Annotated in this window: 16 protein-coding genes and 1 tRNA gene; 8 read left to right on the plus strand and 9 right to left on the minus strand. The window is 71.2% G+C overall.

Annotation, left to right across the window (positions count from 1 at the left end; genetic code table 11):
• The first annotated feature begins 48 nt into the window (after positions 1-48).
• Positions 49-1302: an aldo/keto reductase gene (locus tag ABD332_RS14755; protein ID WP_344502441.1), complete on the plus strand. Its 1254-nt coding sequence runs from the start codon at positions 49-51 to the stop codon at positions 1300-1302.
• Between the two features lie 12 nt (positions 1303-1314).
• Complete coding sequence (locus tag ABD332_RS14760; RefSeq protein ID WP_344502442.1) at positions 1315-1986, plus strand: class I SAM-dependent methyltransferase family protein; 672 nt, start codon at positions 1315-1317, stop codon at positions 1984-1986.
• On the opposite strand, the gene ABD332_RS14765 is transcribed toward ABD332_RS14760, so the two are convergent.
• Entirely contained in the window at positions 1973-2674 is a 702-nt protein-coding gene (locus tag ABD332_RS14765) for an SRPBCC family protein (protein WP_344502443.1), read from the minus strand. The two genes, ABD332_RS14760 and ABD332_RS14765, sit on opposite strands and share 14 nt — an antisense overlap.
• Before the next feature lie 172 nt (positions 2675-2846).
• Here ABD332_RS14765 and ABD332_RS14770 point away from each other — a divergent pair, with 172 nt between their 5' ends.
• Entirely contained in the window at positions 2847-3935 is a 1089-nt protein-coding gene (locus ABD332_RS14770; RefSeq protein WP_344502444.1) for a baeRF3 domain-containing protein, read from the plus strand.
• A gap of 16 nt (positions 3936-3951) precedes the next feature.
• On the opposite strand, the gene ABD332_RS14775 is transcribed toward ABD332_RS14770, so the two are convergent.
• Positions 3952-4518, minus strand: coding sequence for a TetR/AcrR family transcriptional regulator (locus tag ABD332_RS14775; protein WP_344502445.1), 567 nt, complete (start codon positions 4516-4518; stop codon positions 3952-3954).
• 80 nt (positions 4519-4598) lie between these two features.
• Between ABD332_RS14775 and ABD332_RS14780 the strand changes: the two genes are divergently transcribed.
• Positions 4599-5216 (plus strand): NAD(P)-dependent oxidoreductase, encoded by a 618-nt coding sequence (locus tag ABD332_RS14780; protein WP_344502446.1) that lies wholly within the window; start codon positions 4599-4601, stop codon positions 5214-5216.
• A 351-nt stretch (positions 5217-5567) separates the two neighbouring features.
• Here the strand turns inward: ABD332_RS14780 and ABD332_RS14785 are convergent, their stop codons facing one another.
• The 4 genes from ABD332_RS14785 to ABD332_RS14800 all read right to left on the minus strand — a co-directional run bounded on the left by ABD332_RS14785 (position 5568) and on the right by ABD332_RS14800 (position 9558).
• The gene (locus ABD332_RS14785) at positions 5568-7337 is read right to left on the minus strand and encodes an ABC transporter substrate-binding protein (RefSeq protein ID WP_344502447.1); all 1770 of its coding nucleotides are present in this window, start codon (positions 7335-7337) and stop codon (positions 5568-5570) included.
• Between the two features lie 281 nt (positions 7338-7618).
• Positions 7619-8029 carry an RpiB/LacA/LacB family sugar-phosphate isomerase gene (locus tag ABD332_RS14790; RefSeq protein WP_344502448.1) on the minus strand — a complete coding sequence of 137 codons (411 nt, stop codon included), beginning with the start codon at positions 8027-8029 and terminating at the stop codon, positions 7619-7621.
• 17 nt (positions 8030-8046) lie between these two features.
• Positions 8047-8637, minus strand: coding sequence for a hypothetical protein (locus ABD332_RS14795; RefSeq protein WP_344502449.1), 591 nt, complete (start codon positions 8635-8637; stop codon positions 8047-8049).
• 21 nt (positions 8638-8658) lie between these two features.
• Positions 8659-9558, minus strand: a complete 900-nt coding sequence (locus ABD332_RS14800; protein ID WP_344502450.1) for a DMT family transporter — start codon at positions 9556-9558, stop codon at positions 8659-8661.
• A 43-nt stretch (positions 9559-9601) separates the two neighbouring features.
• Here ABD332_RS14800 and ABD332_RS14805 point away from each other — a divergent pair, with 43 nt between their 5' ends.
• Positions 9602-10990 carry an aminotransferase-like domain-containing protein gene (locus ABD332_RS14805; RefSeq protein ID WP_425552199.1) on the plus strand — a complete coding sequence of 463 codons (1389 nt, stop codon included), beginning with the start codon at positions 9602-9604 and terminating at the stop codon, positions 10988-10990.
• A 29-nt stretch (positions 10991-11019) separates the two neighbouring features.
• On the opposite strand, the gene ABD332_RS14810 is transcribed toward ABD332_RS14805, so the two are convergent.
• The gene (locus ABD332_RS14810; RefSeq protein ID WP_344502452.1) at positions 11020-15297 is read right to left on the minus strand and encodes a galactose-binding domain-containing protein; all 4278 of its coding nucleotides are present in this window, start codon (positions 15295-15297) and stop codon (positions 11020-11022) included.
• 504 nt (positions 15298-15801) lie between these two features.
• On the opposite strand from ABD332_RS14810, the gene ABD332_RS14815 reads away from it, so the two are divergent.
• Complete coding sequence (locus ABD332_RS14815; protein ID WP_344502453.1) at positions 15802-17079, plus strand: ROK family protein; 1278 nt, start codon at positions 15802-15804, stop codon at positions 17077-17079.
• On the opposite strand, the gene ABD332_RS14820 is transcribed toward ABD332_RS14815, so the two are convergent.
• On the minus strand, positions 17057-18136 hold the full coding sequence (locus ABD332_RS14820; RefSeq protein ID WP_344502454.1) for a cytochrome P450: 1080 nt from the start codon (positions 18134-18136) through the stop codon (positions 17057-17059). The genes ABD332_RS14815 and ABD332_RS14820 overlap by 23 nt on opposite strands.
• A gap of 82 nt (positions 18137-18218) precedes the next feature.
• Here ABD332_RS14820 and ABD332_RS14825 point away from each other — a divergent pair, with 82 nt between their 5' ends.
• Both ABD332_RS14825 and ABD332_RS14830 read left to right on the plus strand, forming a co-directional pair.
• Positions 18219-18845, plus strand: coding sequence for an alpha-ketoglutarate-dependent dioxygenase AlkB (locus ABD332_RS14825; protein WP_344502800.1), 627 nt, complete (start codon positions 18219-18221; stop codon positions 18843-18845).
• 97 nt (positions 18846-18942) lie between these two features.
• Positions 18943-19308 (plus strand): STAS domain-containing protein, encoded by a 366-nt coding sequence (locus tag ABD332_RS14830; protein WP_344502455.1) that lies wholly within the window; start codon positions 18943-18945, stop codon positions 19306-19308.
• 462 nt (positions 19309-19770) lie between these two features.
• Here the strand turns inward: ABD332_RS14830 and ABD332_RS14835 are convergent.
• A tRNA-Val gene (locus ABD332_RS14835) sits at positions 19771-19842 on the minus strand.
• Between the last annotated feature and the right edge of the window lies 1 nt (position 19843).

Consider the following 19843-nt stretch of genomic DNA (forward strand, 5'->3'; position numbering starts at 1 on the left):
ATCTTTCGGAACGCGCGTTCCGAATCTGCGATCATACGGGGGTCCGGCATGGGTCACGCAACGTTGGGCGCCTCCGGGCTGCGGGTGTCCGCGGCCGCGCTCGGCACGATGAACTTCGGCACCGGCGGCGGCGTCCGGGGCTGTGACGAGCCGGAGGCCGCCCGGATCGTCGGCGCGTTCCTCGACGCCGGGCACAACCTGATCGACACCGCCGACGCCTACGCGGGCGGCGAGTCCGAGCGGATCGTCGGCCGGGCGATCCGCGGCCGCCGCGACGAGGTCGTGCTCGCCACCAAGGCCGGCATGCCACAAGGTCCGGGCCCGAACGACCGCGGGCTGTCCCGACGGCACCTGACCCGCGCCCTGGAGGCGAGCCTGCGCCGCCTCGGCACCGACCACGTCGACCTCTACCAGTGCCACCAGTGGGACGCCGGCACGCCGGTCGAGGAGACGCTGTCCACGTTGGACGGCTTCGTGCGGGCCGGGAAGGTGCGGTACCTCGGCTGCTCGAACGTCACCGCCGCGCAGCTCACCGAGGCGCACTGGACCGCCCGGGCGCTGCGCGTGACGCCGTTCGTCAGCGTGCAGCCGGAGCTGTCGCTGATCGCCCGCGACGCCCTCGCGGAGCTCCTGCCGGCCGCCGCCGGGCTCGGCGTCGGGGCCCTCGTGTGGTCGCCGCTCGGCGGCGGCGTCCTCACCGGCCGCTACCGGGGCGGGACCGTCGAGGACGGCTCGCGGGTCGCACGGCTGCGGGACATGGGCACCGCGGCGGCGCGCGGCTGGGCCGAGGCGATGCTGCGGCCACGGTACGACTGGCAGGCCGGCCTCGCCGCCGCCGTGGCCACCGGGCTCGGCACCACCCCGGTCGCCGTCGCCGTGGCCTGGGCGAGGCGCCAGCGCGGCGTCACGTCGGTCATCGTCGGCCCGCGCACCGTCGCCCAGCTCGCGGACAACCTCGCCGGCTTCGACCTGGACCTGCCGGCGCCGGCGGTGGCCCGCCTCGACGATCCCGGCGACCCGGCGGACCTGGTGCGGCGGTACTTCGAGATGTGGCGCACCGGCGACGCGTCCACAGTGGACTCACTGCTGGCGCCGGACTGGACCGACCACGGCCACCCGTCGGTGCGCACCCCCGCCGACGTCGCCGCCGCGGTCCGCGCCATCGACGTCGAGCTCGACACGGTCCTCAGCGACGGCGCCACCGTCACGGCCACCGGCCGGGTCGGCGACACCCCGCTCGCGTGGGTCTTCCGCACGGACGCCGGCCGGCTGGCCTCCCTGCGGACCTACCGCGGTCTGTAGTTCAATGGCCCGGTGAGCAGAGACTGGGTCGAGTGGCATGAGTTCTACACGACGCCCGGATCGTCGCTGGGCCGCCGCCTCGAGGTGGTCCGGCGGGACCTGCGCCGGGCGCTGAGCGCCGCGCCAGCGTCCGGTCCGGGCCGAAGCGGCGAAGCCCATCGGGCCGGACCGGGCGAGAGCGTGGACGGGACCCTGCGGATCGTCAGCATCTGCGCCGGCGACGGCCGCGACGTCCTGCCCGTCATCGCCGAGCACGACCGCAAGGTCAGCGCGCTGCTGGTGGAGCTCGACCCCACGCTCGCCGCCCGGGCCCGCGAGACCGCCGACGACCTGCTGCTGTCCGATGTGGACGTCCGCATGGCCGACGCGGGTGACGCCCGGACCTACGCCGGCGTCCAGCCCGCGCACATCCTGCTGACCTGCGGCGTCTTCGGCAACGTCGACGCGGCCGACGCGCGGCGCACCGTCGCCGCGCTGCCCGCACTGCTCGTCCCCGGCGGCATCGTCATCTGGACCCGGGCCGGCGACGCGAGCCTGGAGCTGCGGTCGCTGTTCGCCGAGCACGGGTTCACGGAGCTGTCCTTCACCGCCCCCGACGACGCTCCCTTCCGGGTCGGCATGCACCGGCTCGCCGGCCCGGTCCGCCCCGGCCCGCTCACCGGGCGGCTCTTCACGTTCCGGTGATCTCCGTGAGCCAGTCGCGCCAGGCCTTCTCGAGGGCGGCCGGGTCGGCGCCGCCGAAGTGGTGGACCGCGACCGCGTCGACGCCGCCGAACGCGGACCGGCCGAAGCAGCGGATCAGCGCGTCGCCGGTGCGGATGCCGACGAAGTGCCGGTGCCGGTAGTCCAGCACGCCCTGGACCCGCCCCACGTGCGGGAGGCTGAGGTCGACCGGGCCGCCCTCCGGGGTCGCGTCGGTGCCGAGCGCCGCCCGCACCGAGGCGAAACCGGCGTCGGCGGGGGCGTCGACCGTGACGTAGGTGACGGGCCGGCCGCGGAAGTGGAGCATGAACTGCCCGAACGTGTGCAGGTAGAAGTCGGTGTGCTGGCTGGCGCCGTCGTACTGCTGCTCCCAGTCGTCGACGAAGATGCCGCTGTGCACGTAGCGCCACGTCGACCCGCCGCCGGGCGCCGCCGCCACGACGTGCTCCAGCTGGTTGAACCAGCCGTCGGGTCCGTCCATGCGGCTCACGAGCCGGTGCGGCGGATCCCAGACCGTCACCGTGCCGCCGAACGCCGCGGCGCCGCCTTCGCGGTGCTCGTACTCCATCGGCCACAGCCAGCCCGCGGTGCCGTCGGCGAACCCGTCGAACACCGCGACCTGGTCCACCGGCAGCGCGCCCTCGCGCACGATCTCGAACTCCCTGCCCATCCCCCGATCCTAGGTTTCCGGGATTCACCCGGTGCGGACTCGCCCGGTCCGGGCCCTTCACCGGACGCGGCCCCGCACCGTGCGGTTTCACCTGGTGCGGTCCCGCCTGGCGTGGGGCTTTCACCTGGGCCGGGCGAGTCGGCGCGCGGTCGCGGCGGGCGACGGTGGGCGCATGACGGTGAAGGATCTGGCCACCCTCACGCCGAGCGGCTACCCGGCGGTGTCCCTGCTGATGCCGACCCACCGCACGCCGCCCGCCAACCAGCAGGACCCGATCCGGCTGCGCAACCTCCTCACGGAGACCCGCCGCCGCCTGGAGGCCGACGAGGCGGTCCCGCACGACGTCGCCACCGCCGTGTACGACGAGATCGCGGAGGCCGCCGCGCACGTCGACCTGCGGCAGGTCGGCGAGGGGCTGGCGCTGTTCGCCTCGCCGGGACAGGTGCACGTACGCCTCCTCGACACCCCCGTCAACGAGCGCGTCGTCGTCGCCGAGACCTACGAGATCCGCGACGTCGTCGCCGACGCGGCCCGCCGCCACCGGTACTGGGCGCTGGTCCTGTCCGAGCAGCCGACCCGCCTGTGGAGCGGCGACGGCGCCAATCTGGTGGAGGTGACGACGCACGGCTTCCCGTTCACGCACGAGGGCCCCGGCGGCGCGCTCGGCCTGCCCCGCGACTACGGCCAGCGGCCCAGCGCGCACCGCGACGAGCGGCACCGGCAGTTCTTCCGCGACATCGCCACCGCCCTCACCCAGGTCGACGCCCTCGACACGCGGCCCGTGTTCGTCCTGGGCGTGGACCGCTACCTGGCGTTCTTCGCCGAGGAGTGGCACGCCCAGATCGCCGGCACCGTCCCCGGCAACTACGACCGCTCCGGCCCGCACGAGCTGCACAAGGTGCTCGCCTCGCACCTCGCCGCCTACCACGCCTTCGAGCAGATCGCGGCGCTGGAGCACCTCGACGTCGCCCGCGGCGCGCACCGCGTCGCCGCCGGCCTGCCCGAGGTGTGGCAGCTGGCCCGCCAGGGCCGCGGCGCGCACCTGCTCGTCGAGGAGAGCTACCACAGCCCCGCCTGGATTCACGGCGACCACCTGCACCCCGCCGAGCAGCAGCCGAGCCAGGGCCCGGCCGGCACCCTCGTGGACGACGCCGTCGACGACGTGGTCGAGCTCGTCGCCCGCCAGTCCGGCGAGGTCACCTTCGTCGGCGACGGCAGCCTCGCCACCGACGGGCGCATCGCCCTGATCCTGCGCTACTGACCGGGCCCCGCCCGCGTCACAGCCGGAGCTGGGCGACGAACGCTGCGGCGGACTCGAGGTCGCCGCGGCGCTCGGCGAAGAAGCCGATGAAGGCGAGCTGGAAGCAGGCGCCGAGGAGCAGGCCGGCGACCGCCTCCAGGTCCGCGTCCGCGGAGACCCGGCCGAGCCGCTGCTCGGCGCGCAGGTAGTCGACGAGCCCGTCGTTGGCGCGGTGCGGGCCGAGGTTCTGGGCGCGGAGCTGGTCGCGGTGCGCGTTGAGGATCGCCGGGTCGGAGAATATCGACGTGAACATCGGCAGGCCGTCGCGGTAGAACCCGATCGCGACGGTGGCGAGCTCCGTGAGCGTGTCGCGGACCGTGCCCGTGCCGGCCCGCTCGGGCAGCGTGAGCAGCATCGGGATGAACTGCGGCCCGCGCTCGTGCAGCACCGCGACCATCAGGTCGACCTTGTCGCGGAAGTGCTTGTAGAGCGTCGCCTCGGAGTAGCCGGCCGCGCGGGCGATCTCCTTGGTGGTGGCGTTGGCCAGCCCCCGGCTCCGCAGCACCGACGCCGCCGCGTCCAGGATCACGTCTCGCGTGGCCAATCCCGCTCCTTGACAAGTTCGTGAGCACTCACCCACCATGATAAAGGTTAGTGAGTGCTCACTTACCAGGGAGGGCAGCCATGAAGCTGACCGTGTTCGGCGCGACGGGCGGGATCGGGCGACAGCTTCTCGAGCAGGGGCTGCGCCAGGGGCACGAGATGACCGCCGTCGTCCGCCGCGAGCTCGACCTGCCGGGCGTGACCGTGGTCAGGGCATCACTCGACGACGCGCCGGCTCTCGAGGCGGCGGTCGCCGGGCGCGACGCGGTGCTCTCCGCGCTCGGCCACCGCAAGGGCGGCCCCGTCACCGTCCAGGCCGACGGAGCCCGGGCCGCGGTCGCCGCGATGCGCGCCACGGGCGTGCGCCGGATCGTGTCCGTCGACGCCGACGGCCGCTTCACCGGCCCCGGCGACAGCCTCCTCATGCGCGCGGTGGCCAAGCCGGTCGTCCAGCGCGTCCTGCGGGACAACTTCGCCGACCTCGCCGAGGCGGAGCGCGTCCTGCGCGCCGGCGACCTCGACTGGACCCTGATCAGCCCGCCCCGCCTCACGGACGGCGGCCACCGTCCATACAGGACCGCACTGGACCGCAGCCTCCGCGGCGGTCGGACCATCTCCCGCGCCGACGTCGCCGACGCCGTGCTCAGGTCTGCCGCCGACCCCACCCACGTCCACCACCGGGTCAGCGTCGCCTACTGAACCGCGCCGCGGCGCGCAACGCCTTCCGGAGCGCGGAAGCACGACCTGCGGCCCGGACCCGGCGCGCACCGGAACCGGGCCGGACACCCGCGGCCGCCCCAAGGAGGCAAGGCGACCGCGAACGTCACCGCTCAACCGGGAAGTCCCTCGTCGACCCGGACACGGAGGTCGTGCATCCCGGATCAGGCGCGCACCGGATCCGGGCCGGACACCCACGGTCGCCCCCAAGAAGGCCAGGAGGCGTCGGGTGTCCCGCATGCCCAGGAGTCCCTCGTCAACCTGGGCAGCTCGCAGTGCCGGTCGCGGAGCCGGGTGCGGCTGGAGTGCCGCACCCGGCTCCGGCCGGGTCGGTCAGGAGACGCCGAGGCTGCCGAAGTCGACCTGGCCGTAGTACTGGCTGATGTAGACGTTCGTGAGGCGGGGGTTGCGGTAGTTGAGGGCCTTGTCGTAGGTGAACGGGACCAGGACGGCCTCGTCCATGACGATCTTGTTGATCTGGGACCAGATCTGGGCGGCCTTCTTCGCGTCGGGCTCGGCCTTGGCCTGGTCGATGAGGCTGTTGACCTCGGGGTTGTTGAGCTCGGGGTAGTTGTTGTTGCCGCTGGGCAGGATCAGGCGGCCGTCGACGAGCACCGCGAGGAAGCCGGAGGCGGTCGGGAAGTCGGCGCCCCAGCCGGCCATCATGAGGCCGTAGCCCTTGGCGTGCGTGTTGGACGGCGAGCCGATGGTGGAGCGGAAGTACAGCGAGGCGTCGGTCGGGTCGAGACGGGCGTTGATGCCGACGTTCTTCAGCGCGGCCTGCAGCGCCTCGGCCGTCTTCGGCTCCTTGCCCGCGTTACGGGTGGCGATGACCGTGTCGAAGCCGTTCGGCTTGCCACACGCGGCCAGCTCTTCCTTGGCCTTGTCGACCTGCGGCTTGCCCGACTTGGTGTTGAACGGGTCCAGCGCCGCGTCGTGACCCGCGATGTTCGGCGGGAGCATGTTGGTGGCGATGTCACCGCCGGCGTCCGCGCCGCCGCGGGCGGTCTGCATGCTGATCTTGTCGGTGGCGTACTGCACGGCCTTGCGGCAGTGGATGTTGTCGAAGGGCGGGACCTTCGTGTTGATGGCGAAGTAGCGGATGAAGCCGGTGGTCGGCGCGTCCGCGTTCTTCTTCACCTCCGGGTTGAGCAGGATCTTCGGCTGCGAGCCCTGCTGGACGCCGGTCTGCGCGAGGTCGAGGTCGATGTCACCGGCGATCAGCTGGTTGTCGATCTCCTCGACGGCGATGCCGAAGGTGACCTCGATGCGGTCCGGCAGCGCCTTGCGGACCGAGTCGGTCTTCGGGTCCCACTGGTCGTTGCGGACGAGGACGGCCTTCTTGCCCTGGTCGTACGACTCGAACTTGTACGGGCCCGAGGAGACGGGACGGTTGCCGTACTGCTCGCCGTTGTCCTTGGCCTTCGGCACGGGGGCGGCGCCCGGCATCGCGAGCAGGTACGGGAAGTCGCTCAGCGGCTCCTTGAGCGTGAACACGATGGTCTTGTCGTCGGGGGTCTGCACCGACTTCAGGCCCAGCTTGTCGGGGTCGGTGTCCTTGTACGGGCCGGGGTACTTCTGGCCCTGGTCGAGCACGTCGACCAGGTAGGTCGGGCCGCCGGACAGGACGTCCTGCGCGAAGACGCGCTCGACGCCGTACTTGACGTCCTTCGACGTGATCGGCGTGCCGTCCTCGAACTTCAGCCCGTCGCGCAGGGTGAAGGTGTACTTCTTGCCGCCGTCCTCGATCTTCGGCAGCTCCGCGGCCAGGTCGGGGGTGAGCACGAGGCCGTCCTCGCCGGGCTTGGCCTGGTTGGTCAGCAGGGTCCGGACGAAGAACCCCTTCATGAAGTTCCAGACGTTCGCGTAGTACGTCCGCACAGGATCGTACGAGTCGGGGCTGTCGTGGTTGGTGACCTTGAGCGTGCCGCCCTTCTTGTCCGAGGGGTTGACCACCCCGGTCAATGCGGCGTTGAAGCCCGCGGCACCTTTCTGACCGGCGCCCTTGCTGGTATCGTCGCTGCTTGGACCGCCTCCGCAGGCGGACAGCACGAGCGACGCGGTGACCGCTCCGGCCACCAGCGCACCTGTTCTGATATTCACGTGTGTTGAACCTTCCCGGATGCCACGACTGTGCGGTCGTGGAGGGTGTTTCGGCACACGGGCAGCACGCATCGCCAGGCGTCCACGATGGACCCTCTACTGTGGACGGGCACGGGCATGCACCGCGCCCACCATGTGGGTCGTCGAGTCGTCTGTACGGGGTTACGAATCTGCTCGCGTAACGGCGATGTGCGTCGCCGTTCATTGAGCAAAGACCTCGGGCACGGCGAAGCGGTTGCGGTGGGCCAGGTCACGCTTTGGTCAAGCAGCGCCGCGTCCGCTCAGTCGAGGAGCGCGATGTTCGCCGACTCCTCCGGGTCGGGGTCCTCGACGGCGAGAAACGCGGCGAGGACCTCGACCGCGACGTCGGGCGCGAGCCGCTTGAGGCTCATCGCGAGGACGTTGGCGTCGTTCCAGAGCCGGGCGCCCCGGGCGATCCACGGGTCCCAGGCGAGCGCGGCGCGGACGCCGGGCACCTTGTTGGCGGCGATCGCCGTGCCGGTGCCGGTCCAGCACATGACGACGCCGAGGTCGGCGCGGCCCTCGACGACGGCGCGGCCGACGGCGGTGCCGAGGTCGGGCCAGGGCGCGCCGGGCACGGCGACGTCCAGCACCTCGTGCTGCTGGGCGAGGTGCTGGACGACCGCCGTGGTGGTCTCGTTGGAGTCGTCTGCGGCGAAGGCGATACGCACGCCTTCAAACCTAACCGTCAGTCGTCCAGGTCGCCGCCCGATGAGCTGGCTTCCAGGGACGACATCATCGACTTGGCCGCGGTGACGAAGTCGGCGCGGACCTTGTCGGGGGTGAGCGTGGTGCCGGCCGGCGCGGTGATGTTCAGGCTGAGGTAGAGGTTGCCGTCGTACAGGTCGAGCTCGTAGAGCAGGGCCTTGTCGGCGGTGGTGTACATCGCGAACGCCTTGGTGCCGATGCCGGACACGTCCGCGACGGTCGCGCCCGCCGCGACGCTGGCGTCGGCGGCCTTCTTCACCGAGTCGTAGTGGGTGCGCACGTCCGACTCCGTCGACGGCACGTCGATCATGACGGTCAGGGTGCCGGCCGCCTCGTACGTGACGACGCAGCCCGGGTAGGTGCGGCCGAACGCCTTGGTCTCCTTCGGTTTCTGGTCCTTGACGGTGCCGAACGAGGACAGGCCCTGGGCGGCGGAGACGGTCGCGCAGGCGTCGGCGGGCTTGGCGTAGGTGGTGGAGTCGGCAAAGAAGTACAGGGCCACGCCGCCGCCGCAACACAGCAGCAGCAGCGAGCCCGCGATGATTCCGAGGATAAGGAAGACTTTCTTCACGCGGTGATGCTGGTGGACGGCTCAGCGAAGATCAGTCGCGTAACGGCCAATGTCGTCAACCCGCCTCGGGGCGCCGGCGCGCAGCCGCTGCGTAAGGGCGACGCACACCAGGACCACCACCGCGGCGGCGACCGCGCCGGCCGGCACGGCCTCGTGCAGCAGCAGCGCCGACCACGCGAGCGTCAGCACCGGCTGCGACAGCTGCAGCTGGCCGATCTTCGCCACCCCGCCCCGGGCGAGCCCCGAGTACCAGGCGAAGAAGCCCAGGAACATCGAGATCACGGTGACGTACGCGAAGCCGGCCCAGGCGCCCGCGGACGCGTGCGGCGGCTGCCGCCAGGCGGAGACCGCGGTCACGGCGACGGTGCACGGCAGCGACAGCACGAGCGCCCAGCAGATCGTGCGGGCGCCGCCGAGGTCGCGGGCGAGGGCGCCGCCCTCGGCGTAGCCGAGCCCGCACAGGGTGACGGCGGCGAGGAGGAACAGGTCGGCGGGGCCGACCGAGCCGCGCACCGCGCCGCTGGCGACGAGGAACACGAGCACGGCGGCGAGCCCGGCGCCGCCGGCGACCCAGAACGCGGGCGTGGGACGTTCGCCGCTGCGGAGGACGGCGAAGCCGGCGGTGATCGCGGGCAGGAGGGCGATGACCACGGCGCCGTGCGAGGCGGTGCTGGTGACCAGGGCGAGGGACGTGAAGAGCGGGAACCCGACGACGACCCCGAGCGCGACCACGGCGAGCCGCCGCCACTGCGCGGCGGTGGGGCGTGGCGCGCGGGTGACAGCCAGGTATGCCAGGGCCAGGAGCCCGGCGCCGACGGCCCGGCCGAACGCGACGAACCACGGGTCGAGATCGCCGACGGCGACCCTGGTGGCGGGCAGCGACATGCTGAACGACAGGACGCCCAGCAGCCCCAGGATCACGCCCGTTACCGTCCCGGCGGGAGTAACGCTACTCTTGTCTCTCATGAATGACGATAACGCAGCCGTCCGCGTTATCCAAGATCTCCGGGTGCAGGCGGCCACGCAGGCCCCGGGGTCGCGGCTGCCGACGGTGCGCGAGCTCAGCGCCCGCCACCAGGCGTCGCCGGTGACCGTGACCCGGGCGATCCGTGCGCTGACCGCCGAGGGCGTCCTGGACGCGCAGCCGGGCCGCGGCACGTTCGTCGCGCGCCGCCCGCGCGCCGCGCAGGAGCAGGACCTCGGCTGGCAGTCGATCGCGCTCGGCGCCCGGCCGCCCGGCGAGGACGCGATGCAGGCGCTGCTGGCCGTGCCGCGCCCCGGCATGATCCCGCTGTCCAGCGGCTATCTCGACGCGGACCTGCAACCGGTGGCGGCGCTCGGCGCGGCCCTCGCCCGGGCGGCCCGGCAGCCGGCGGCGTGGCAGCGCGGGCCGGTCGAGGGCCGGGAGGACCTGCGGGCCTGGTTCGCCCGGACGGCCGGCGGCGAGCTGCGGGCCGACGACATGAACATCTGCCCCGGCGGGCAGTCGGCGCTGTCGACCGCGTTCCGTGCGCTGTGCGCGCCCGGCGACCCGATCCTGGTGGAGGCGCCGACGTATCTCGGTGCGCTCGCCGCCGCGCGGGCCGCCGGGCTGCGGGTCGTGCCGGTGCCGGCCGACGCCGAGGGCGTGCGCCCCGACCTGCTCGAGGCCGCCTTCCGGCGCACGGGCGCGCGGCTCTTCTACTGCCAGCCGCTGTACGCGAACCCGCACGGCGCCACCCTCGCGGCGGCCCGTCGCCCGGACGTGATGGCGGCGGTCCGCCGGGCCGGCGCGTTCCTGCTGGAGGACGACTACGCCCGGGACCTCGCGATCGACGGCGACCCGCCGCGCCCGCTCGTCGCCGACGACCCGCACGGGCACGTGGTGTACCTGCGGTCGCTGACGAAGTCCGCGGCGCCCGGGCTGCGGGTGGCGGCGATCGGTGCCCGCGGGGCGGCCGGCGCGCGGCTGCGGGCGGCGCGGGTCCTCGACGACTTCTTCGTCGCCGGCCCGCTGCAGCAGGCGGCCCTGGACCTGGTGACGTCGCCGGCGTGGCCGCGGCACCTGAAGGCGCTGCGCACGGAGCTGCGGGCGAGGCGCGAAGCGCTGACGGAGGCCCTCGCGGTGCACGTACCGACGCTGCGGACGCCCCTCGTGCCGGCCGGTGGCCTGCACGTCTGGGCACGGCTCCCGCAGGGCATGGACGACGTGGCGGTCACCAACGAGGCGGCGGCCCGGCAGGTGGTGGTGTTCCCCGGGCGGCCGTGGTTCGCGGCCGAGCCCGACGGCGCCTATCTGCGGCTGACGTTCGCCGCGGCGCCGCCGGACCAGCTGCGGGAAGGTGTCCGCAGACTGAAGGGGGCCGCCGGATGAACCGACGGCCCCCACAGTGGACGGTGTGACTAGTTGATGGTGATGACGAGCAGGGTCGGGTTCAGGTTCCTGACGTTGATGTAGTTGTTCGTCAGCGTCAGGTTGTTGAACGTGACCGCGCCCCGGGCGGGACCCTGGCCGGCCTCCGGCAGCTCGTTCGCCCAGATCGCGTAGCCGGACTTCGCGTCGAACGCGTCACCGGAGCGCTGGGCGCCGGAGATCGACACGTTCGTGAAGATGGTGTCCGTGATCGGGTTCTGCGGGGAGCTGCCGACGTAGTTCGTCTGGAACATGATGCCGGAGTAGGTCGGGTCGATGATGTCCACGTCGTTGACCCGGATGCCCTGGAACACCTTGGATGCGGAGAACACCCAGATGGCTCCGAAGACCTGGCTGCCCCAGAAGTGGCCGCCGGCGCGAACGATGGAGATGTTCGAGAACTGGGTGGGCGGGCTCGCACCGAAGCCGTTCATCGGGTAGCCGAAGTCGAGCGAGCTGATGGTGATGCCGCTGTAGACCAGGGTGTCCGCGATGTAGATGTTCCGGAACGTGTTCGCGTACCCGCCGTAGACCGCGAGCCCGGCGGCGCGCCAGGTCAGGGTCGTGGACAGGTTCTCGTAGACGTTGTCCTTCTCGTCCGAGCCACCCGCGTCGATCGCCGAGAACAGCGCGAAGGCGTCGTCACCGGTCGAGCGGGCGTCGTTGTTGGTCACCAGGTTGTTCGTGCTGCCGTTGGTCATGTTGATGCCGTCGGCGAAGGTGTCCCGGATCCGCGAGTTCTTGATCGTCACGAAGTCCGTGTTGGCACCCCAGTACATGCAGACCATGTGCTCGGTCCAGATGTTGTCGATCGTCATGTTGGCCACGTTGGACCAGTCGAAGACCTTGCCGGGACCGTCGTTGCGGATGATGTAGTTACCGAAGTACGCGAAGCCGGAGAACGTCGAACCGTTGGCGGTCGAGTCGGCCCGGAAGCCCACGTCGGTGTTGTCCTGCGTGGACGGTGCGTAGAACCGGGTGAACCACGGGCCGGCGCCGATGACCTTGATCGCCTTGCCGTAGACCTGGAACTTGCTGGCCGTCTGGTAGTCGCCGGGCGGCAGGTAGACACCGAGCGCGGTGGTGCTCTGCCGGGCCTGGCTCAGGGCGTTGTCCACGTCCTGGTGGGTGAAGCCGGCCGGGACGATGTACTTCGTCGGGTCCGGGTTCGGGATGACCGTGGCCTGCTCGAGGTTGATGAAGTCGACCGCGATCGGGCCCGAGTTGGCGGCGTCCTTCTGCAGCTTGATCGTGGCACCGGCCGCGACCGTGGTGCCGAGCAGGACGTTCGCCTCGTCGTAGATGTGGCGCGGGCCGGTGCCGGAGTTCTGCGGCGCCGTCTCGTTGCCGTACAGCCAGGCGTACTTCGACGTCAGGGCGATGTTCTTCAGGTACGTGCCGTTGACGTAGATGTTGAGCGTGGTGTTGGTGTTGTCCGGGATCGAGAACCGCACGACCAGGGTGTTGGTCTGCGCCTTGGTGGTCCACTGGACGTAGTTGCCGGTGCTGTTCAGGTTGACCGCGCGGCGGCCCGAGGCCTCGCCGGCGATGTCGCCGACGGTGCGGTTCGGGCCGACGACGGTCGCGCCGCCGCCGACGGTGCCGTCCTCGGCCTCGTACATGTCGTACGGCATGTTCGCGCCGCGGCCGACGAAGAACGAGGTGGTGGAGGTGTTGTTGGCCTGCTTGACCGACAGCTCGTTGGTGTCCGCGGCGATCACCGTGGTCACCGTGTACTTGCCGTTCGCCGCGGTCCACGTGCCCAGGTTGACCGGGGCGGTGGTGGCGCCGGCGTTGATGACGCCGGTGTAGGAGCCGGTCAGCGTCTTGACGGTCGCGCCGCTGGTGGCGTCCTTGATGGTCACCGTGATGCCGTGGGCGCCGCCGGCGGAGGCCTGGGTGCCCTGGTTCTTGATGGCGACGGTGAACGTGACGGTGTTGCCGGCCGACGGGTTGCTCGGCGACCAGCCCGACGGCGACGCGAGCAGGTCGGACGTCTGCACCGGCGCGACGGTGAACGCCGACCCGGTGAACGTGTTGTTCGTGTCGTCCTGCTCGACGACCGTGTTGCTCTCGTCGACCTTCGCGATCGGCGTGTAGGAGCCCGCGTCGCGGGCGCCGATGCTGGCCGTCACGTTGGTGCTGGCACCGGCGGCGAGGGCGCCGACGTTGGCCGTGCCGACGAGCGTGGTGCCGAAGTAGAACTTGACGTTCGTCGCCGCGGAGCCGGCCGTGCCCTGGTTCTTCACCGTGGCCGTGAGGCTGACCGCGTCGGTCTCGATCGGGTTCGCCGGCGAGCTGGAGATGGCGGTGACGACCAGGTCCGGGTTCGGCGCCGCGACGCCGTAGACCTGGAACTCCGCGATCTGGCCCGACGGGGCGCCGGTGTTCGAGTTGATCTTCAGCTGGACGTCGGCGACGCGGGCGGTCAGCGTGATGTCGACGCTGTTGCCGGTGGCCGGGTCGAAGCGGTAGTCGCGGGCCGGCACCAGGCTGGTGAGCCCGGACGCGCTCTGCTCACGGCCGAGGACCTCGATGTTCTGGGTCCGGGCGCCCCACGCGGTGCTGGGGTCGAGCTTCAGCGTGAGCTTGCTGATGTCGGCGTTGGCGCCCAGCGTCGAGGTCAGGGTGGCCGGGAAGCCGCCCGCACCCTCCCAGTAGGTGGTGACGCTGTTGTCGTTGGCGTTGGCCGGCACGAACGTGAAGACCGAGCCGTTGGCGGTGATCGGCTTGCCGAGGGCCAGGTTGGTGCCGGGCGGCGGGTTGCCGGTGCCGGTGCGGGTGACGGTGTTGCTGGCGGCGGAGTTGTTGCCGGCGCCGTCGACCGCCTTCACCTGGTAGGACACCGTCGCCGTGTCGGGCTGGTTGTCGGTGTACGTGAGGACCGTGCCGGCCACGTTCGCCCGGTAGGAGCCGTTGGCGTAGATGTCGTAGCGGGCGATCGAGCCGCTGTTGTCCGTCGACGCGCCCCAGGTCAGCTTGATCTGGCCGCTGGCCGGCTGGGTGTACGCGAGGTTCGTCGGTGCGGTCGGCGCCTGCGTGTCGACGACGGTGCCGGTACGGGTGACCGTGTTGCTCTGCGCCGACTGGTTGCCGGCCGCGTCCCGCGCCTTCACGAAGTACTGCACGGTGGCGGTGTCGGGCTGCGTGTCGGTGTAGGTCAGGACGGTGCCCGCGACGCTGGTGCGCAGCGCGCCGTTGGCGTAGACGTCGTAGCCCGCGATCGAGCCGCTGTTGTCGGTGGAGGCGGACCAGGTCAGCTTGATCTGGCCGCTGGCCGGCTGGGTGAACGCGAGGTTCGACGGCGCGGTCGGCGCCTGCGTGTCACCGGTGGACGGCCCGTACACCTCGAGCTCGGACAGCTGCGCGGCGGTCCAGCCCGTGTTCGCCGAGATGCTCACCCGGATGTAGCGGGTGGTCAGCTGGGTGAACGGGATGGTCACCGTGTTGCCGGTGCCCTGGTTGAACTCGTATGCCGCGGAGCCGAGGATGTTGGTGAACGTGCTGCCGGTGGTGCTGCCCTGCAGGGTCAGCGTCTGGGTGCGGGTGCCCCAGTTGGTGGGCAGCTTGAGCACGACGGAGCTGACCGGCACGGCCGAGCCGAGGTCGACCTGCACCCACTGCGGCAGCGCGCCGGTGCTCTCCCAGTAGGACGCCTGGTTGCCGTCGCCGGCGTTGGCGGCCGTGTACTGGCCGTTGGTGCTGCTGGAGGAGAACGTCTTGCCGGCGGCGAGGTTGGTGCTCGACGACGCGACACCGTAGATCTCGAACTCGGAGATCTGCGCGGCCGGCCAGCCGGTGTTGGCGGTGAGGTTCAGCCGCACGTAGCGCGCGTTCGAGGCCGTGAAGTCGATGGTGACGGTGTTCTGCTGCGCGGGGTTGAAGCTGTACCCGACGGAGCCGACGATCGTGCTGAACGAGGTGCCGTCCTGGCTGCCGGTCACCGACAGCGTCTGCGTCCGCGTCGCCCAGGCGGTGTCGTTGGGCAGCTTCAGCTTGATCTGGTCGATGTTCTTCGCGCTGCCCAGGTCGATCTGCGCCCACTGCGGGAAGGCGTTGTTGGCGCTCTCCCAGTAGGAGGCCTGGTTGCCGTCGTTGATGTTGCCGATGCCGTTGGCGCCGTTCGTGCTGCTCGACGTGGCGGGTCGGCCGCTGGCGAGGTTGGTTCCACCGGCGGCCTGCGCCGGCAGCGTGTGAGCCGTAACCGCGACCAGGGCTGCCACGGCGAACGCCGAGAGCACCCTTCGCGTCACGTGCCTCTTACTCATCGCGATCCTTCGTTCAGGGGTGTGGTGCGGTGCGGGGAGTTGGCGGCTCCGCGAGGGACGTTGTGGATCCCTCGTGCAGTGGCGGTGCGGTCTTCAGTCAACGGCGGCTGACCCGGTCTTCGGACCGGGTGTGTGGTGGGGCGCGAACGGGCACAGCGGTGCCTCCGGAGACGGGGGATGCGCGGTGGACCTGTTGGCGGACGGGTCACGGCGCGACTCTGACGGCGTCTTGTTGGAATCTTGCATCGGGTTGGCCCAAATGTTGCAGACATGCTACCGATAAGTCAACGGGTGTCACTGGAATCGGCAAGCGCGCGGTTCTGTGGCATCCCGTGGGGTTCCCGCGTTGGATCGTGGGCACCTCGACACACGGCCTGAACGGAGTTTCGAAACGTTCTGGATTCGTTGCCCGCAGGTCTGGTGTTGCCGGGATGTTTCGTGGTTGATTCGTCGGACTGACCGACGAATGAGCTGCGTCGATGGTGTTTGGATGGGGGTCGTTCGATGGCTAGCAAGGAGCGGGCCGGCGCCGGTTCCGTCGACGAGCCCACGGACCAACTCGCCCTGCGCCGCGCCAATCTGAGCCGGACCCTGCGGCACATCCGCATCAACGGACCGCGGTCCCGGGCCGCGATCGCCGCCGCAACCGGCTTGCACAAGGCGACCGTGTCGAGCCTCGTCGACGAGCTGCTGAGCCGGCGGCTCGTGCGCGAGATCGGCACCGAGCACTCCGGCAGCGCCGGGCGCCCCGGCCGCGGCATCGCCCTCTCCCCCGACGTCGGCGCCGTCGGCATCGAGATCAACGTCGACTACCTCGCGGTGCACGGCAGTGACCTCACCGGGCGCACCGTCATCGAGAAGCGGGTCAGCTTCGACGCCAAGGGCCGCGACGTGGAGCGCTGCCTCGACGACCTGACCCAGGCCGCCCAGCGGACCCTGGCGGAGCTGGTCCGCCGCGGCGTGACCCCGGTCGGGCTCACCGTCGCCGTGCCCGGCCTCGTCGACGTGGGCCGCGGCGTGGTCGTGCTCGCCCCCAACCTCGGCTGGCGCGACGTCCCGGTCGCCACCCGCCTCGCGCACGGCCTCGACCCGGACCTCTGGATCATGGTCGACAACGACGCCAACCTGGCCGCGCAGGCCGAATACACGTGGGGGGTCGCCGCCGGCACCGACGACCTCGTCTACCTCACCGGAGAGGTGGGCGTCGGCGGGGGTGTCATCGTCAACGGCCGGCTGCTGCGCGGCGCCGACGGCTTCTCCGGCGAGGTCGGCCACCTGCCGGTCGAGCCGGGCGGGTCGAAGTGCGGCTGCGGTCGCACCGGCTGCTGGGAGACCAAGGTCGGCCTCGCCGAGCTGGTCCGCCGCGCCACCCCGGACGTCGCCTACGGCCTGGAGCAGGGGCCCATCCCGGACCCCGAGGAGCGGGTCGCCGAGGTGCTGCGGCGGCTCGCGCGCGGGGACAAGGCGGTGGCCGCGGCGGTCGCGGAGGTCGGGCACTGGCTCGGGCACGGCGGCGCGATCCTGGTCAACCTCTTCAACCCGCGGGTGATCGTGCTCGGCGGCTACTTCGCGGAGCTCGCCGACCACCTGATCCCGTCCGCGCAGGCGAACCTGGCCCGGATGGCGGTCGCCAGCACGGCGGCGCGCTGCCACTTCGTCGCGTCGCACCTGGGCTTCACGGCGGCCGCCCGCGGCGGGGCCGGGGTGATCGTCGAGCGGATGATCGAGGATCCGACGGCCGTGTCGCTGGCGCCCGCGCCTACCCTTGCGGTCGCACGGTGATCATGAAGTCCCTGAGCTCGTAGCTCGAGATGTCCGGCTTCTTCGTGACCCGCGGCGGTTTGAGCATGGTGAGCCGCGGCTGCGCGAAGAGCTTGCTGAGGAAGATGTCGGCCTCCTGGACGGCCACATAGGCGCCCGGGCACTTGTGCGGGCCGTCGCCGAAGGACAGCCCCGGACCCTCGTCCACGCGTTCCAGGTTCGCGGTGCTGACGTCGATGTCGACCAGCCTGCCGTCCGGGATGTCCCCCACGGGGCCGGTCGTGCGCCGCTTGAGGTTGCCCACGACGGGCTCCAGCCGCAGCAGCTCGTGCAGCAGCGCCACCCTCGTGGTGTCGTCGCCGCCGGTGTACCGGTCGCGAAGGACGTCGTCGGTGAACAGATGCCAGGCGACGACGTTGACGAACTCGCGGGTGGTGACCATGCCGGCCGCGGCGAAAGTCAGGCACTCGCCGAGGATCTCGCCGTCGCGGCAGCCCTCGTCGATCAGGTGCGAGATCAGGTCGTCCCTGCGCTGCCGGCGCCTGACCTTGACCGCCGGCCGCACGTCGGCGAGGTAGATGCCGAGGAACTGGATGTTCTGCTTGAACACCCAGTAGATGCCGTTGAGGCTGGTGAACCCGGGCTTGCCGAACTTCTCCGGGAAGAACCGGTCGAGCCGCCGGTCCAGGCCGGGACGGCTCTCCGTCAGGCCGATCACCGCGCACACGACCTCGATCGCCATGCGGAAGCTCAGCTTGGCGAGGTCGGCCGTCCCCTGCTGCCGGAGCGTCTCGATCTGCTGGTCCGCCGCCCGCTCCATGAGGTCGCGGTAGTGCTCGTCGACCCGCCGCGGGGTGAAGTACCGCGCGGTCTGCCTGCGGTGCTCCCGGTGCTCCTCGCCGTCGCGGTACAGCACCGGGCGGCGGATGCTCGGCGGCAGCTTCTCGACCGTCTCCACGCCGAGGCCCGCCTGGACCGTGTCCGTGCTGCGCAGCACCGCCCGGGCCCGCGCATACCCCATCACCCGGACGGCGTCGGCGTCGGGTTCGTAGCTGCGATCGATCTTCCGGCTACTCATGGTGACCCATACGATACGGGCTCGCGGGGTTCGCGTGTTGCTCGTACGTCTGTACGAATGCGGGTGTAGCATTGATCGCATGATGGACGTCGCGTACCAGCCTTCGATGCTGGACACGGTCATGCCCGCGGTGGGGCCACTCACCGGCGGCATGGTGCGCCACGAGCTCAGCCGCGGCGCCTGGGTCGACCACCTTCCGGGCTGGGTCCTCGGCTCCGACGCGGTCCTTTCGACGCTGCTGCACGAGGTGGACTGGCGCGCCGAGCGGCGCAAGATGTATGACGGCGTCGTCGACGTCCCGCGCCTCCTGCGGTGGTATGGCGAGCGCGACGAGCTGCCGCACCCACTGCTCACCGAGGCCCGCCGCGACCTGACGCGGCACTATGTCGAGGAGCTCGGCGAGCCCTTCGTCACCGCCGGCATGTGCCTCTACCGCGACGGCCGCGACAGCGTCGCCTGGCACGGCGACACCATCGGCCGCGGCGCCCGCTTCGACACGATGGTCGCGATCGTCTCCTTCGGCTCGCCCCGCACCCTCCTGCTGCGCCCCCGCGGCGGCGGCGACAGCATCCGCTTCCCGCTCGGCCACGGCGACCTGATCGTCATGGGCGGCTCCTGCCAGCGCACCTGGGAGCACGCGATCCCCAAGACCGCCCGCCCCGTCGGCCCCCGCGTCAGCGTCCAGTTCCGCCCCACCGGCGTCGCCTGACCGAGGCTTTCTCGCCGGATTCGATCTTTCGATGGATGCGGGAGCGGCGCGCATCCCGTATCGTGAGAGCGGCTCTGATTGTGAGAAGGTGAGCCAGATGAACGAGGTCGATCGTTTCGCGGTATTCCCGGAGTTGCACATCACGGTCGACCCGATGCCAAACCAGGCGCTCCGCGTCAGGGTTGCGGGCGAGGTCACCATGGAGAACGTCGCCCAGCTGCGCACCATCCTCCACCGCGCCATCGACGACGTCCACGCCACCGCCGTCGAGGTCGACCTGAGCCTCGTGTCCTTCATCGACTCGACCGGCATCGGCAAGCTGGTCGCCGCCCGCGCCCACGCCCGCGGCAACCACAGCGACCTGTACATCGTCCACCCCAGCCCCGGCGTCCGCCGCGTGCTCAGCCTGCTGGGCCTCCTGGAGATCCTGAGCGCCCCCGACACCACAGGCACCGCCGCCTGACGGCGTCCCGCCTCCTTTGAAAGATCGGCGTTGCCCGGATTGGAGCTGGGCGTCCGTCGCTGTGGAGTGGGCAGGCTGCGACCGGAGTGATGGTGCGGACGTTGCCGGCCGGGAGTCCGTTGACGGTGCGCCCGGCCGGACCGTCAACGGCCACGCCTGCCTCGTCTTCATCGAATCATCGGGCCGCCCGCGCCTGCCGGGATCAACTCGATCACCATGAAGGGCAGACCTCGGTTCACGGCAAGGATGCCGGCGTGCGGGGTCGTGGGTCCCGGTGTCGATCCGGGCACACCGCCCTTATGAGGGGCGGCCGGACAGCCAGCGTCCGTACCCACGGTGGGTCCACAGTGGACGGCATTCGGAAGGGCGATCGTCGGGAGTCGAACCCGAACCACCAGGGCCACGACCTGGAGTGCACAGCCGGTACACCACGAACGCCATGGAAATGTGGAACTGCTTGCGTACCCGCGGAGGGATTCGAACCCCCAACAGTCTGCTTGTAGGGCAGATGCTCTTCCGTTGAGCTACACGGGCC

Origin of the sequence: Dactylosporangium maewongense (assembly GCF_039531485.1) — a bacterium.
In the GTDB taxonomy this organism is placed as follows: Bacteria; Actinomycetota; Actinomycetes; order Mycobacteriales; family Micromonosporaceae; genus Dactylosporangium; species Dactylosporangium maewongense.